14 protein-coding genes and 5 tRNA genes are annotated in these 14,431 nt (G+C 52.9%); 15 read left to right on the top strand and 4 right to left on the bottom strand.

All coding sequences use genetic code 11. The annotated features are described in order from the left end of the window. Positions 1-9: 9 nt before the first annotated feature. Genes JQC75_RS15610 through rsgA form a run of 3 tightly spaced genes read right to left on the bottom strand, consistent with a single transcriptional unit; the run spans position 10 to position 2,840 of the window. Entirely contained in the window at positions 10-885 is an 876-nt protein-coding gene (locus JQC75_RS15610; RefSeq protein WP_203324947.1) for a DMT family transporter, read from the bottom strand. After that, the gene (asd, locus tag JQC75_RS15605) at positions 885-1,748 is read right to left on the bottom strand and encodes an archaetidylserine decarboxylase (RefSeq protein ID WP_203324946.1); all 864 of its coding nucleotides are present in this window, start codon (positions 1,746-1,748) and stop codon (positions 885-887) included. Before asd ends, JQC75_RS15610 begins: the two co-directional genes overlap by 1 nt. Positions 1,749-1,784: 36 nt before the next feature. Further along, positions 1,785-2,840, bottom strand: a complete 1,056-nt coding sequence (rsgA, locus tag JQC75_RS15600; RefSeq protein WP_203324945.1) for a small ribosomal subunit biogenesis GTPase RsgA — start codon at positions 2,838-2,840, stop codon at positions 1,785-1,787. Between the two features lie 110 nt (positions 2,841-2,950). Between rsgA and orn the strand changes: the two genes are divergently transcribed. From orn to JQC75_RS15565, 7 genes are all read left to right on the top strand, one after another. Beyond that, positions 2,951-3,496 (top strand): oligoribonuclease, encoded by a 546-nt coding sequence (gene orn, locus JQC75_RS15595; RefSeq protein WP_203324944.1) that lies wholly within the window; start codon positions 2,951-2,953, stop codon positions 3,494-3,496. Between the two features lie 171 nt (positions 3,497-3,667). Next, positions 3,668-3,743 (top strand) — tRNA-Gly (locus JQC75_RS15590). Positions 3,744-3,776: 33 nt separating this feature from the next. Further along, positions 3,777-3,852: transfer RNA gene (locus tag JQC75_RS15585), tRNA-Gly, on the top strand. A gap of 33 nt (positions 3,853-3,885) precedes the next feature. Continuing rightward, positions 3,886-3,961 (top strand) — tRNA-Gly (locus tag JQC75_RS15580). Between the two features lie 33 nt (positions 3,962-3,994). Next, positions 3,995-4,070 (top strand) — tRNA-Gly (locus JQC75_RS15575). Positions 4,071-4,103: 33 nt separating this feature from the next. Beyond that, positions 4,104-4,179 (top strand) — tRNA-Gly (locus JQC75_RS15570). A gap of 281 nt (positions 4,180-4,460) precedes the next feature. Further along, a complete protein-coding gene (locus JQC75_RS15565; RefSeq protein WP_203324943.1) occupies positions 4,461-4,916 on the top strand; it encodes a hypothetical protein in 456 nt (151 codons plus the stop codon). Positions 4,917-5,050: 134 nt separating this feature from the next. On the opposite strand, the gene JQC75_RS15560 is transcribed toward JQC75_RS15565, so the two are convergent. Then, entirely contained in the window at positions 5,051-5,239 is a 189-nt protein-coding gene (locus tag JQC75_RS15560) for a hypothetical protein (RefSeq protein WP_203327274.1), read from the bottom strand. 127 nt (positions 5,240-5,366) lie between these two features. Between JQC75_RS15560 and JQC75_RS15555 the strand changes: the two genes are divergently transcribed. The 8 genes from JQC75_RS15555 to hflK all read left to right on the top strand — a co-directional run bounded on the left by JQC75_RS15555 (position 5,367) and on the right by hflK (position 14,430). Further along, positions 5,367-6,857, top strand: a complete 1,491-nt coding sequence (locus JQC75_RS15555; RefSeq protein ID WP_203324942.1) for an NAD(P)H-hydrate dehydratase — start codon at positions 5,367-5,369, stop codon at positions 6,855-6,857. A 66-nt stretch (positions 6,858-6,923) separates the two neighbouring features. Continuing rightward, on the top strand, positions 6,924-7,385 hold the full coding sequence (tsaE, locus tag JQC75_RS15550; RefSeq protein ID WP_203324941.1) for a tRNA (adenosine(37)-N6)-threonylcarbamoyltransferase complex ATPase subunit type 1 TsaE: 462 nt from the start codon (positions 6,924-6,926) through the stop codon (positions 7,383-7,385). Further along, on the top strand, positions 7,382-8,689 hold the full coding sequence (locus tag JQC75_RS15545) for an N-acetylmuramoyl-L-alanine amidase (protein WP_203324940.1): 1,308 nt from the start codon (positions 7,382-7,384) through the stop codon (positions 8,687-8,689). Before tsaE ends, JQC75_RS15545 begins: the two co-directional genes overlap by 4 nt. A 14-nt stretch (positions 8,690-8,703) precedes the next feature. Next, complete coding sequence (mutL, locus tag JQC75_RS15540) at positions 8,704-10,647, top strand: DNA mismatch repair endonuclease MutL (protein WP_203324939.1); 1,944 nt, start codon at positions 8,704-8,706, stop codon at positions 10,645-10,647. Next, positions 10,631-11,569, top strand: coding sequence for a tRNA (adenosine(37)-N6)-dimethylallyltransferase MiaA (miaA, locus tag JQC75_RS15535; RefSeq protein WP_203324938.1), 939 nt, complete (start codon positions 10,631-10,633; stop codon positions 11,567-11,569). The genes mutL and miaA overlap by 17 nt, the downstream gene beginning before the upstream one ends. A gap of 83 nt (positions 11,570-11,652) precedes the next feature. Next, positions 11,653-11,925, top strand: a complete 273-nt coding sequence (gene hfq / locus JQC75_RS15530) for an RNA chaperone Hfq (protein ID WP_203324937.1) — start codon at positions 11,653-11,655, stop codon at positions 11,923-11,925. A gap of 32 nt (positions 11,926-11,957) precedes the next feature. Beyond that, positions 11,958-13,265, top strand: a complete 1,308-nt coding sequence (gene hflX / locus JQC75_RS15525) for a ribosome rescue GTPase HflX (protein ID WP_203324936.1) — start codon at positions 11,958-11,960, stop codon at positions 13,263-13,265. A gap of 31 nt (positions 13,266-13,296) precedes the next feature. Next, the gene (hflK, locus tag JQC75_RS15520) at positions 13,297-14,430 is read left to right on the top strand and encodes an FtsH protease activity modulator HflK (RefSeq protein WP_203324935.1); all 1,134 of its coding nucleotides are present in this window, start codon (positions 13,297-13,299) and stop codon (positions 14,428-14,430) included. Position 14,431 lies beyond the last annotated feature (1 nt).

The following is a 14,431-nucleotide window of genomic DNA, read 5'->3' as shown; positions in this document are numbered from 1 at the left end:
ATGTTTGTGTCAGGACTTTTTTTGTTGCAGTGATTTGTGGCTTTGGGCGGTTTCAAATATCGCGGTGGTTACAACCAGCAGGCCGCCTACCAGGGTGTTGGCACTGGGGGATTCTCCCAGCAGCAACAGTGCCAGTAAAGTGCCATAGAAGGGTTGCAGGCAGGACACCAAGCCCACAGTTTTAGCGCTTAAATGCCGCAGCGCAGAGGTGAAAAGGGCGTGTGGCGTGGCGGTAAAGATAACGCCAAGCAGGATTAACAGCTGCCAAACATCAGTGCTCAGCTCTTGTGGGGTCGATTCAACAAAACTGCCCAGAAAGAGCGCGGCAACCAGTGTTTGGTAGAACATGGCCTGGGGCCCGGTGTACTGGGCAAAATAGCGCTTGTGAAGCAAGTTGCGGGCGGTAAAGAGCGCCGCTGACAGCACCCCGACCAAAATCCCCAGGGTGATATCGTTACCCAAACTGGCCTCAGGGATCAGCAGCGCTACGCCTGCGAGTACGGCTATGCCACAGATAAGGTCACGCAGGTCTGGACGGGTACCGTTGATAAGGGGTTCTATCAGTACTGTCATGACCGGATAGGTAAAAAACGCAATCATACCTATGGCCACTGAGGACATTTGCATTGAGGCGAAATAGGTAACCCAGTGCAGGCTGACAATAATGCCGAGGGCCAGGGCAATACCATAATCTCTGGTGTTGCCAAGTCTGAGAGGATGGCGGGTGGCCTTTACAATCAGCGCCAACACCAGGGCGGCGATGGCGCAGCGATAGACGGTGATATCGAGTGCCCCGAGCGGGATGAGCTTGGAGAAAAGCGCGGTACCGCCAAACAGCAATACCGCCGAATGTAACTCAAGCAGTCCCGACGAGGTTTTGGACATCAGTCCTCCAGCTTGGCGAACGGCTGGCCCATACGGGTAACGGCTTCGGGTTTTACACCCTCGGCGAAGTCATCGATGGCATCCTTGGCAAACAACATCACCACGGTACTGCCAAGCTTAAAGCGGCCCATTTCGGCGCCTTTTTCCAGTGTAAGAGCTTCGGGACCTTCGGTGGGGTAGTCCCAGGTAAAGACTTTTTTGCCGGTTGGCGGCGTAACCGTGCCGGCCCACACAGTTTCAATGCTGGCCACTATGGTGGCACCCACGAGTACCATGGCCAGCGGGCCTTTTTCGGTCTCGAAAATCGCCACAACACGCTCGTTGCGGGCAAAGAGACCCGGCACGTTGCGGGCGGTCAGCGGGTTTACCGAAAAGAGCTCACCGGGCACATAGGTCATCTTCGACAGTGTGCCTTTGATGGGCATATGAATGCGGTGGTAATCCTTGGGCGCCAGGTAAATGGTGGCAAAATCACCCTCTTCAAAACGGGCGGCATCATCGGCCTGACCACCCAAGAGCGCCAGCGCCGAATAATGGTGGCCCTTGGCCTGGAAAATACGCCCATCTTCGATGGGGCCCAGCTGGCTTACGGCGCCGTCAACGGGATGCACCATGATGTCCTTGCCCTGGTCGATGGGGCGCAGGCCGGGCTTCAGCTCACGGGTGAAGAAATCATTGAAGGTTTTATAGGCTTCGGGGTTGGAATGCAGGGCCTCACTCATGTTGATGCCGTACTGCTTGATAAACCATTTAATGAAGGCGGTGGTCACAAAACCAGCCTCGGCGGCGGCAAATTTGCCCACGATGCGTGATACCAAATGCTTTGGCATCAGGTATTGGAGGGCGATTTTTACTTTATCCACTTGTCTTTGTCCTTTTGCTTTCAATTTGTTGCCGGATCATTCTTCGTTGTGTCTGAAATGTCGAGCGTGACGCTGTTCATCCAGACTGGCGATGATCCTGTGGTAATTATTGAATCTGTCCTGATGGATTTTGCCTGCATTCAGCGCGTCGCGAATGCTGCAACCCGGGTCATCCAGGTGTTTGCAATCACGGAACTTGCAGGTGCCGAGGTAATCGCGAAATTCAGTAAAGCACCAGCTGACTCTGTCTGGCGGCAGATGCCAGAGGGCGAATTCGCGTACGCCGGGGGAATCTATCAAATCGCCGCCGCTTGGCAAGTGCAACAATCTGGCGGTGGTGGTGGTATGTTGGCCAAGGCCTGAGCCTTCAGATACTTCGCCGGTCAGCAATTCAGCATCGGGCAGCAAGGCATTGATCATGGAGGACTTACCCACACCGGATTGGCCTACGAATACACTGATTTTGTCATTGAGTAAGGCTTTAACCGTGTCGATACCGGCCTTTGATTTACTGCTGACCTCGTAAACAGGATAGCCAAGAGAACGATACCTGCCGAGCGCGGCTTCAATATCGTCTTTGTCCTCATCATTCATCAGGTCGATTTTATTGAGGATGATAACGGGCGCAATGCCTGTGTCTTCCGAGGCGACCAAATATCTGTCGATTATTTGGGTGGTAAAGGCTGGGACAACCGAGGAAACAATCAATATCTGATCGATATTGGCAGCAATGATTTTTACGCCATCATACAGATCCGGCCGGGTCAGTGACGAGGTTCGGGGATGCACAGCTTCCACCACACCGCCAATGGCGCTGCCATCTTCCAATGCCTGACGGATAATCACCTTATCTCCGGTGACCAGACTTTGTATGGTTCTGCGAATATTGCAGCGAATGATGTCACCGCCGATTGTCTCCACGTCGGCATGTTGACCGAAGCGGGAAATGACCACGGCGGGTTCTTCCTGACCGAGTGAACTATCCTGTAATTCAGGCGCCTGGTTTTCGAGTTTGCCGCGGCTGAGCCGTTTTTCATGATTGGCGCGCATGCGGCGCAATTGGCCATGACTGAGAGGTTTCTTTTTACTCACAAAGCTGTCTTCGTCAATAATCTGATGTGGTTGGGCATAAAAAGCATTATGATACACGGTCTTTGACAAAAAAGCCTGAAAATACGGCGCGGGAACCAAAAGGCAGGTATATGGCTGCAGACGCAAAAAATCTTATTTGGATTGATCTTGAGATGACAGGATTGGAGCCCGAAGTGGACCGGATCCTGGAAATTGCCACCCTGGTAACCGATCAGGACCTGAACATCCTTGCCCAAGGTCCAGTGATAGCGATTCATCAGTCTGACGAGGTTTTGGCGGCCATGGATGATTGGAATCAAGAGCATCACGGCGCCTCTGGTCTTATCCAACGTGTTCGAGAGAGCCAGTACACAGAAGCCGATGCCATTGCCCAGACAATCAGTTTCCTGTCACAGCACGTTCCCAGCGGCGTCTCTCCTATGTGCGGTAACAGCGTAGGACAGGACAGACGTTTCCTGAATAAGTACATGCGCGAATTGGAAGATTTTTTCCACTACAGAAATATCGATGTCAGCACTATCAAAGAGTTGGTAAAACGCTGGGATCCGGAAGTGATGAAAGGCTTCAATAAGCAGGGCACCCACCAGGCGCTGCTTGATATCCAGGAGTCTATTGCAGAACTTCAGTTCTATCGCGAAAAAGTATTTAAAATTTGAGCAAACGATAGATAAATCTGTGGCGGGGGGTTGCAGGCCATGGAAATTTTCATATAATGCGGCCTCACCTTTACAGCGGTAAGCTGTGAAGGGCGAATTTGCGACATTAGCTCAGTTGCCGGTAAGAAGGGTGATACTCTGAAAACGGTAAATTTGCAGTGAAGCGAGAGCGCGACATTAGCTCAGTTGGTAGAGCGATACCTTGCCAAGGTATAGGTCATCGGTTCGAACCCGATATGTCGCTCCAAATTCTGACTTCGCCAGTCATAAAACAGCGAATGCGACATTAGCTCAGTTGGTAGAGCGATACCTTGCCAAGGTATAGGTCATCGGTTCGAACCCGATATGTCGCTCCAAATTCTGACTTCGCCAGTCACAAAACAGCGAATGCGACATTAGCTCAGTTGGTAGAGCGATACCTTGCCAAGGTATAGGTCATCGGTTCGAACCCGATATGTCGCTCCAAATTCTGACTTCGCCAGTCACAAAACAGCGAATGCGACATTAGCTCAGTTGGTAGAGCGATACCTTGCCAAGGTATAGGTCATCGGTTCGAACCCGATATGTCGCTCCAAATTCTGACTCCGCCAGTCACAAAACAGCGAATGCGACATTAGCTCAGTTGGTAGAGCGATACCTTGCCAAGGTATAGGTCATCGGTTCGAACCCGATATGTCGCTCCAAACTCCTCAATTTTTTCTCCCTCAATAAATATGTAATTCAAATGCAGGATTATTCCTCATGCTTTGGGTGGGCATTTTGTCTCACAGCCTGTGAGCCCAGACACAGAGTGCCTTCATAGGGTGATCCTCTGCAAAGAACCATCAAAAGCACGCAGATGCGGAATTTCGCATTTACTGAATTATGATGCAATTCAAATAATCTACTGATAAATGCTTCCATAATGGCTCCAGACAAAATTGAAATTGGCCGTAACAGGGTCATTGAAGATGGAGGCAGTCCTATGCGTATTCAACAACTGCGTGAGCTTCTGGAGTATCTGGCAACATGCCGGCTGGAAATGGCTCAACTTTACAAAAGGCTGCATGCCCAAGCTGACTCTTCCCGGGTGAAATTGATGCTTGAGTACTTTCAGCAGCAACAAAAGCATATTGCAAAGAAATTGGAAGACTATGTGGACGATGCGCCATTGAGACTTCTGGACACTTGGTATAAAGACCTTATTTTTGAGGACTTTATTAAGCGTTGTCAGAGCACTATGCTGCCAGCCAACATGCAGGAAGACGATGTGCTCAGCCTGCACCTGGACTTGGAAAACCGCTTGATTGCGCTTTTGGAAAAAACGGCTGAAACATCACAAACCGAAGAAATTCGCAGTGCCTTGGCCGATTTGGTCAGGGTAGAAAAGATTCAGCAGCAGAGGCTGGTTCACAGTACCATCCGGATGGATGATATCTAGCCATGATCTAATCGCAAAAAACCGGCCCAGTGGCCGGTTTTTTTATGGGTAACGCCAAAAGGGTAAATCACTTTGCATGATTTGCATCAAGGTTTTTGGCGCCGCCATGCTGTTATCTTGTGAAGCGGTCTGCCCTAGGATTTGTCGTTGTCTTTATCCTGCACAGGCAAAGTGACGGCCTTGTATAGCCCAAGTACTACCAGGAGCACGCACAACAGCAGCAGTGCCTGGATCAGGATGTTGGAAGACAAAGGTAAGCTGATCAAGAGTACTGAAAGCACCAGGACCAACAAGGTGAGCAGCATCGTCCTTGTGCCAGTCATACTTGTACTCCAAAGAGTGGCTAAAACCCGTAAGGGGTGTTCACAGTTAAAGTGTATAAAGTCATCCGTCAGGCCGCCAGTAGATACCGTTATTTGATTGCATCCGATGTGAAATGGAGTTGAAGGTATGAGTGATTCTTGCCTGTCCTTGCCTCAAACACTGTATACGGCCGCCCAGGTGAAGGCTGCAGAAATCAATGCAGTCAATTCCGGGGCTTGCAGCCTGTACGAATTGGTCGAGCAGGCCGGCAGCGCCGCCATGGCGATTTTGGAGTCGTCAGAGCACAGCAATCTGGCCACAGTGGTCTTGGTGGGCAAAGGCAATAATGGCGCCGATGCGCTGGTTGTGGCCAGGCTGCTGTTAACCAGAGGCAATCGTGCGCGGGTGCTGTTACTGGGGCAAGGCAAAACCCAGGAATATGTTGCTGCCATGGCCGCCTTTACCGAGGCTGGTGGCGTCGCCGAAGCCTTTACCGAGGCGGCACTCGAAGGAGCCGAGGTCATCATTGATGGGGTACTGGGTACCGGAAGCAGCGGCGAACTCAGTGAAGACTTGCAGCAGTGTTTTTCTGCGGTGAACTCGACGCCTGCCTGGGTGCTCAGCCTGGACATGCCTTCCGGTGTCAATGCCGATACAGGCAATGTTAATCCTGTTGCGGTTCAAGCCGATGTCACACTCTGTTTTGGTGGTCTAAAACAGGGGCTTTTTACCTCCAGAGCACGGCATTTTGCCGGGCTTATTCGCTATGCTTCCCTCGGGCTTGCTGAGTTTCTCGCAGAATTGCCGCCTGCGGCTCAGCGGGTCGATGCAGGCTTTTTGAAAGACTTGCTTGGGCGTCGCCCACGGGACAGCCACAAGGGTAAATCCGGTAAGGTCACCATCATGGGTGGCAACTATGGCATGGCAGGTGCGGTCAGGCTGGCCGGGGAGGCCTGTCTTCGTGCCGGTGCGGGATTGGTGACGGTTATCAGCCGGCCAGAACACCAATTGACCGTAAATGCCAACCGCCCGGAGCTGATGTTCTGGGGCTGCGAGTTGGTGGACATGGAGGTGTATCTGCGTTTGGGCTGGGCTGATGTGCTGGTGCTTGGCCCCGGCCTTGGCAAGGATGACTGGGGTTACAACCTGTATAAGGCGGTTGGTTTATCGGATAAACCCTGTGTGCTCGATGCCGATGCGCTGAATCTGTTATCGAAAGAGCCCTGCCGCCAGGTCAATCGCGTGTTGACTCCCCATCCCGGCGAAGCGGCAAGGCTGCTGGGGGTGTCTACCGCCGAGATAGAGGTCGACAGGTTTGCCGCAGTCAGGCAGTTGCAGGAGAGATTCGGTGGCGTCGTCTTGCTCAAAGGTGCTGGCACGCTTATCTATGATGGCGATACCCTAATGGTGGCTCCCGTGGGGAATCCTGGGCTTGCCAGCGGTGGGTGCGGAGATGTTTTATCTGGTATAATCGCCGCCCTGATGGCGCAGGGACTGGATACCATGACGGCGACCATTGCCGGTGTCGTGATCCACGGTGAAGCGGCTGACCTCGCAGCACTCTGCGGCGAGCGAGGCATGCTCGCCAGCGACCTGATGCCTTTTATTCGCCAATTGGTCAATAGTGATTTAATCTAGGCAACATTGATATAGCCAGTGCCAGCAAAGGGTGTTGGCGCTGTTGCTGACTATTCAAGAGCCGAGATGACAGACGTTAAGATTTTTCTCGAGACTGACGAGCAAACCATTGCTATCGGTCAAACACTCGCAAAATATATCCATCCCCCATTAACGCTTTACCTCACCGGCGAACTGGGTGCAGGCAAGACGACGCTCAGTCGCGGCCTTATTCAGGCGCTGGGTCACCAGGGCGCGGTTAAAAGTCCAACTTATACCCTGGTGGAACCTTACGAGCTTGAGAATGTCGAAATTTATCATTTTGACCTTTATCGTCTGGCTGACCCCGAAGAGTTGGAATTTATGGGGATCAGAGATTATTTTTCCGACAAAAGTCTTTGTATAGTAGAGTGGCCTGACAGGGGATTCGGCTTATTGCCTGAAGCCGACTTACATCTGCATTTGGTTTATGCGGGCACTGGACGAGAGCTCAGTATCCAGGCTGGTTCAGCAGCCGGAAGAGCAGTGATAGAAAATCTCAGCGAATGAATAGAATAATAAGCAGACTTTTTTTCGTTTTAACCCTGCTGTTTTCCGTCGGCACTTTAGCTGCGAATCAGCTGGATGGCGTGAGGATTTGGGCCGCCCCGGAATCGACCCGGGTCGTGTTTGATCTCACTGCCAAGCCCAATTACACCCATTCAACACTGGTTGGCCCAGACCGACTGGTACTGGACTTAAGTGATACCCAGTCCAGGGTCGCGCTCGATAAAATCGCCAATAACTCCAAATTGGTCAAACGGGTACGCCTGAGTAAGCCTCCGGCGAAGGGTATTCTGCGACTGGTTGTCGACCTTAACCGGCCGGTGAATGCCAACCTGTTTTCGCTGCCGCCAACGGCTCCCTATGGCAATCGTCTGGTGGTGGATCTTGAGGAAAAATCTAGCGAAAGCAAAACGATAGTTGCGCCGCCATCGTCGCTGCGTGACATTATTGTCGCCATCGACGCCGGACACGGTGGGGATGACCCGGGGTCTATTGGCCCATCAGGTCTGTATGAGAAAAAAATTGCCTTTGAAATCGCCAAGCGGGTGCAGGCCAAGATAGATGCCACCCCGGGTATGAAAGCGGTATTAACCCGCACCGGTGATTACTACATTCATCCGAACAAGCGCTCGGAGCTGGCGCGAAAACACCGTGCCGATCTGCTGGTGTCTATTCACGCCGACGCGTTTACCTCACCCAATCCTCGTGGTGCCTCAGTGTGGGTGCTGTCCATGCGCCGTGCCAACAGTGAAATCGGTCGCTGGCTGGAACAGAAAGAAAAACACTCTGAGCTTTTGGGTGGCGCCGGTGAAATTATTCAGAACGCCGATAACGAACAGTATCTGGCCATGACCTTGCTTGATATGTCCATGGACAGATCCATGGCTATCAGCCACAGCATTGCAGGTGATGTGCTCAAAGAGCTGGGCAAGGTGACTGTCCTGCACAAAAACCTGCCTGAATCGGCAAGCTTGGCTGCGTTGAAGTCTCCTGATATTCCATCCATTCTGGTGGAGACGGGCTTTATCTCCAATCCCAAAGAGGAAAGTCTGCTTAAGAGTGGAGCTCATCAGGAACGCCTCGCCAAAGCAATCCACACAGGGGTGCTGAGGTATTTTGAAACCAATCCTCCCAGCGACTCACTTATCGCCAGCCGTTCCAATGGTCAGCATAAGGTAAGTCGCGGTGAATCTTTGTCGGTTATTGCGGCCCAATATGGCATTTCTGTCACCAGCCTCAAACAGGCCAATAACCTTAAGTCCGACACGCTGCGCGTCGGCCAGAAGCTGGTGATCCCCAAAGGATAAACAAGGAATACCCCATGGCAATTCAGGTATTGCCACCTCAGTTGGCAAACCAGATTGCGGCCGGCGAGGTGGTAGAGCGCCCAGCCTCGGTCATAAAAGAGCTGGTGGAAAACAGTTTGGATGCAGGTGCTACCCGGGTCGATATCGATATCGATAAGGGCGGCAGCAAGCTTATCCGTATTCGCGACAATGGGGGCGGCATTCCGAAAGGCGAGTTGGCGCTGGCATTGGCCCGGCACGCCACCTCCAAGGTGCAAACCCTCGAAGATCTCGAAGCCATTCTGAGTTTTGGCTTTCGCGGCGAAGCATTGGCGAGTATCAGTTCTGTATCACGACTGACGCTGACGTCGCGTACCGCCGAGCAGTCAGAAGCCTGGCAGGCCTACGCCGAGGGCTCAGAGGTGGCCATTAAGGTGATGCCTGCGGCCCACCCTGTAGGCACCACCATTGAAGTGGCCGATCTCTTTTTTAATACTCCGGCACGGCGGCGATTTCTCAAGAGTGATAAAACTGAATTCACCCATATTGATGAGTGGCTCAAGCGTATTGCGCTGGTACGCTCTGACGTGCATTTTTCCCTGAGTCACAACGGTAAGCCCGTGCGTCAGTATCGGGGGGCCGTGACTGATGCTCAGTATCTGCAGCGACTCGCCCAGGTGGCTGGCAGGGCATTTGCCGACAGCGCCATCAAGGTGGACTGTCAGCACGATGGTATGCGTCTGAGCGGCTATCTGCAGTCACCGGCGCTCTGCGAACTGGTCGATTGTCACTACTTTTATGTGAATGGCCGCCTGATTCGGGACCGATTGGTGAATCATGCGGTGCGGCAGGCCTTCGGTGAGCTGGGTACCTTCGAGCAACCCGCCTTCGTACTGAGTTTGACGCTGGATCCCCATCAGGTGGATGTCAATGTGCACCCGGCTAAACACGAGGTGCGTTTTCACCAAGCCCGATATGTGCATGACTTTATTTTGCAGGTGCTGCAATCGGCATTACGTCAGATGCAAGACTTGCCATTGGCCGTGGATGCGGCCAAGCCCCATGCGCCAGCGGCCGCGGTGAAAGAACAGGTTGCAGGATACACACTTTCCGCCTTTGACAGCGCCAACGCCCACGAGGGAGCGGCAGGCCATAGTCGGGTAGCAGATACCCAGTATGACGCCCGCCAGTCTGCCAATGTCTGGTCAGGTGCACAGTCATCTGACGCCAGAATCTCTGATGATGGTCGTATCCATGGCACATCATCCCACGTTGGCTATGGCCGCTCTGAAAGTGCGTCACCGGCTGAACGCCTGGGCGGCAATGCCGCAGGCGCCGGGCAGGGACAGCGTTATGTTCGCGACCAATTATCCGGGCAACAGCGTCAGGCAGCGCAGTATTATGCCGAGTTGATGCATACCCCCGAGGTGGCGAGTCAAAGTGGCAATACTCAGGCTATTCTCCCCATGCCTCCCTTGCTGGCGAGCCGGTATTGGGTATTGGCACAGGATGAGCATCTTCGTCTGTTGTCCATTAGTGAGGCTGCCAAGGCCCTCGTCAGACAGGAAATATTTTCCAAGCTGCCAACGGGGCTCGTGGGGCAACCCTTACTGATGCCGGTGGCTGTTTCTGCCGAACCGGACTGGATGACGATATTGGCTGAGCGGGACGCGCTGCTCAGGCGTCTTGGCCTTGAACTGACAATTCGATATCAGCAGTTGATAATCAAAAAAGTGCCCCCATATTTGAGGGACAGCCAGCTTGCGAAGCTCATTCCCGAGTTTCTGGAATGGATTAAGCTTGAAACGCCGGCCGACGAAGCCCTGTGTCACTGGCTGGCGCAGCAGGTGACCGGTTTTGATGCCGCCCCCAAGGTGTGGCAGCGTATTCAGTCGCTCGAGGCGACTGAGCGTAATAAGATTTTAGAGAGTGCCAGGGAGTTGCCTTGGCAGACATGGCTTGATGAACATAAACACTGACACAAGTTCCTTGCCCAAGGTGCTGTTTTTGATGGGGCCGACGGCTTCAGGAAAGACGGCGCTGGCGCTGGATATGGCTGAACACCACAACTGTGAGATTATTTCAGTCGACTCGGCGTTGATATACCGGGGCATGGATATAGGGACCGCCAAACCCACCGCGTCGGAGTTGGCACGGGCCCCCCATAAACTGATAGATATCCTCGACCCGCTTGAGAGCTACTCGGCGGCAGATTTCAGAGCCGATGCTGTCAGAGAAATTGAAGAGACGCTGTCCCGTGGTAAAACCCCACTGCTCGTTGGTGGGACCATGATGTATTTCAAGACCTTGCTCGATGGCTTGTCACCATTGCCCAGTGCCGATGAAGCCGTGAGGGCCGGGATTGCCGCCGACGTTGAGGCAAAAGGATGGCAGGCGCTCCACGACGAACTGCGGCAAATAGACCCGGTCTCGGCCGAGCGCATTCATCCCAATGATCCACAGCGTTTATCGCGGGCTATTGAGGTATACCGGATAAGTGGCAAGACACTGACAGAGCTGACTAAAATTAAAGCCGAGTCTTTGCCTTACCAGATGGTGCAGTTTGCCATTGCACCGCAAGACAGAGCCGTGCTGCACGGTCTTATTGCCAAACGATTTCAGCAGATGCTCGCCGAAGGCTTTATCGACGAAGTGGAAACTCTGAAGGCTCGCGGGGATCTGCACCTTGAGCTGCCATCAATGCGCTGCGTCGGTTACCGACAGGCATGGCAGTATCTGGATGGTGAATTTGACCATGCTACCATGGTCGAAAAAGCTGTGGCCGCCACTAGGCAATTGGCAAAGCGTCAATTAACATGGTTGCGGGGATGGCCTGAGTTACACTGGCTGGCCAGCGGCGATGAAGGGAATTTAGACAAACTTGTGCAGCAATCCCGGTAGTGAATCTGCTTTTGCTGTATACTACTCAATTCAAACAGAAAACGTTTGCATTGGACTTTTATAATTTAAAAAGGAAATAACAAATGGCTAAGGGGCAATCTTTACAAGACCCATTTTTGAACGCACTGCGCCGTGAGCGTGTTCCCGTTTCTATTTATTTGGTTAACGGCATCAAGCTTCAGGGACAGGTTGAGTCTTTTGACCAGTTCGTGATCCTGCTGAAAAACACTGTAAGCCAGATGGTTTACAAGCACGCCATTTCTACCGTTGTTCCATCCCGTCCATTCAACGTGGGCAGTCATCAGGGTGGCAGCAACTACAATGCCCAACAAGACGACAGTGCCGGCGAACAGTAATTCCGGACGTCTATTTTTGAGAGGTTTGCTTCTTGTTTGATCGTTATGAGGCGGGAGAAACAGCGGTTCTTGTCCATATCGATTTTACCGACGAAGGCAGTCGGGAAGATCTCGCCGAATTGCAGTTATTGGTGGAATCGGCGGGTGCACGCTCCGTTGGTGTAATTACAGGAAGCCGTCGCGCGCCTGACCGCAAGTTTTTTGTGGGTACAGGCAAGGCTGAAGAGCTGGCTGCCATGGTGGCCGCGACCGATGCAAATGTAGTGATTTTTAACCATGCCCTGAGTCCGGCTCAGGAGCGAAATCTGGAACATCTTTGTCGTTGTCGGGTACTCGACAGGACAACCTTGATTCTGGATATTTTCGCTCAACGTGCCAGGACACACGAAGGTAAGTTGCAAGTGGAGCTAGCGCAATTGCGCCACATGTCAACGCGCCTCGTGCGGGGCTGGACTCACCTCGAACGCCAGAAGGGCGGTATTGGTCTTCGTGGCCCCGGTGAGACCCAGTTGGAAACCGACCGCCGCTTGTTGCGGGGACGGATCAAAAACATTAACCGCCGTCTGGAGAAGGTAGACAAACAGCGGGAGCAAAGCCGCAGGGCAAGGCAACGCAGCGACATGGCAGCGGTTTCTCTGGTTGGTTATACCAACGCAGGAAAATCCACCCTGTTCAATGCGTTGACGAGCGCTGAGGTGTATGCCGCCGATCAGCTGTTTGCGACTCTGGATCCTACGCTGCGAAAACTCGAGTTGCCTGACGGTGCCGCGATTCTCGCAGACACAGTAGGATTCATCCGACACCTTCCACATGACCTGGTTGCCGCCTTCAAGGCCACATTGCAGGAGACCCGCGAAGCAGATCTTCTGTTGCATGTTATTGATTGTGCTGATGAAAAGATGCGCGACAATATCGAGCAAGTGCAGGCCGTGCTGAAGGAAATTGAAGCCGATGAGATACCTCAACTCATCGTGTGCAACAAGATTGACCTGGTTGAAGGCGTTAAACCTGCCATCGATCGGGATGATACCGGAAAGCCTTTCCGGGTCTGGTTGTCTGCCCAGCAAAACCAAGGGTTGGATTTGCTCAGGCAAGCAGTTCAGGAGTTGGTTGGCAATGTGATTGCCGAGTTAACCCTGAAAATCCCGGCAACCGCCGGGCATTATCTTGGCCAGTTTTATCGACTGGATGCGATACAGCAGAAAGAGTATGACGATCTGGGGAACTGTATCTTGTCTGTTCGTTTGCCTGATGCCGATTGGCGCAGGCTGGCTAAACAGAGTCAAGGTGAGTTGGAAACCTTTATTGTCGATACAGCGACTGATAGGGTAGTTTGTTAACTATTAATATCATCCACTTATGGAGTATTAAATGGCTTGGAACGAGCCCGGTAACAAGGGGCAGGACCCTTGGGGAAACAAAGGCGGCAACGATAAAGGGCCGCCGGATCTGGACGAAGTCTTTCGCAATATTTCCAAACGTTTTGGCGGCAAGGGCAATGGCCTCGGCTTTGGTGGCCTGGGGTTAATTCTCGCGCTTGGTGCTGCTGTATGGTTCCTCTCCGGTTTTTACACCATCAAAACCGCAGAGCGCGGTGTCCATCTGCGCTTTGGTGAATACATAGGTGAAGTCGGCCCCGGTCTGCGCTGGAAAGCTACCTTTATTGATGAAGTGTATCCGGTCGATGTGGAAGCCCGTCGTACCATCCCGGCTTCCGGCAGCATTCTGACGTCCGATGAGAACGTGGTGCTGGTGGAACTGGCGGTACAGTACAAGGTGACTGACGCATACCAGTACATGTTCAGTGCCGTGGATGCCAATTCTTCTTTGCGTGAAGCCACAGACAGCGCGCTGCGTTACGTGGTTGGCCACTCGAAGATGGATGACATTCTTACCACTGGCCGTGACAAAATCCGTACCGATACCTGGGCTGAGCTTGAGCGCATTATCGAGCCTTACAAGCTGGGTCTGACCATCATGGACGTCAACTTCCTGCCGGCCCGTCCGCCGGAAGAAGTGAAAGACGCCTTCGATGATGCCATCGCCGCACAGGAAGATGAGCAGCGCTTCATCCGTGAAGCAGAAGCTTATCAGCGTGAAGTTGAACCCCGTGCCCGTGGTCAGGAACAGCGCATTGCTGAAGACGCCCGCGCCTACAAAGAGCAGGTCGTTCAGCAGGCACAGGGTGCAGTTGCCCGCTATGAAAAGCTGTTGCCTGAATACAAGGCAGCGCCGGACGTGACCCGCCAGCGCATGTACATCGAAGCCATGGAAGAAGTACTTTCAGGTAATAACAAGGTGCTTATTGATGCCAAAAACAACGGTAACCTCTTGTATTTGCCACTGGATAAGATGATCACTCCTCCTGCTGCCGTATCAACGTCAGACGACAGTGGCATCACGTCAACTACACATCTGGACACCGGCGCCATGAATCGTAATACCGGACTGCCGGTAAGCGGCCGTCCTTCCCGTGAAGATCGTGTTCGCCAGGGGAGGGAGTAAA

The sequence above is a fragment of the Shewanella litorisediminis genome (assembly GCF_016834455.1).
Classification (GTDB): domain Bacteria; phylum Pseudomonadota; class Gammaproteobacteria; order Enterobacterales; family Shewanellaceae; genus Shewanella; species Shewanella litorisediminis.
Note: the sequence above shows the minus strand (reverse complement) of the source record. Positions and strands in the feature narration are given on the sequence as shown.

What these genes read in the sequence shown, in the direction of transcription:
- orn (WP_203324944.1), top strand. Translation starts at nt 2,951, where the DNA reads ATGGCTGCAGACGCAAAAAATCTTATTTGGATTGATCTTGAGATGACA.
- tsaE (WP_203324941.1), top strand. Translation starts at nt 6,924, where the DNA reads ATGACAGACGTTAAGATTTTTCTCGAGACTGACGAGCAAACCATTGCT.
- JQC75_RS15565 (WP_203324943.1), top strand. Translation starts at nt 4,461, where the DNA reads ATGCGTATTCAACAACTGCGTGAGCTTCTGGAGTATCTGGCAACATGC.
- JQC75_RS15545 (WP_203324940.1), top strand. Translation starts at nt 7,382, where the DNA reads ATGAATAGAATAATAAGCAGACTTTTTTTCGTTTTAACCCTGCTGTTT.
- hflK (WP_203324935.1), top strand. Translation starts at nt 13,297, where the DNA reads ATGGCTTGGAACGAGCCCGGTAACAAGGGGCAGGACCCTTGGGGAAAC.
- JQC75_RS15610 (WP_203324947.1), bottom strand. Translation starts at nt 885, where the DNA reads ATGTCCAAAACCTCGTCGGGACTGCTTGAGTTACATTCGGCGGTATTG.
- mutL (WP_203324939.1), top strand. Translation starts at nt 8,704, where the DNA reads ATGGCAATTCAGGTATTGCCACCTCAGTTGGCAAACCAGATTGCGGCC.
- JQC75_RS15560 (WP_203327274.1), bottom strand. Translation starts at nt 5,239, where the DNA reads ATGACTGGCACAAGGACGATGCTGCTCACCTTGTTGGTCCTGGTGCTT.
- JQC75_RS15555 (WP_203324942.1), top strand. Translation starts at nt 5,367, where the DNA reads ATGAGTGATTCTTGCCTGTCCTTGCCTCAAACACTGTATACGGCCGCC.
- miaA (WP_203324938.1), top strand. Translation starts at nt 10,631, where the DNA reads ATGAACATAAACACTGACACAAGTTCCTTGCCCAAGGTGCTGTTTTTG.
- hfq (WP_203324937.1), top strand. Translation starts at nt 11,653, where the DNA reads ATGGCTAAGGGGCAATCTTTACAAGACCCATTTTTGAACGCACTGCGC.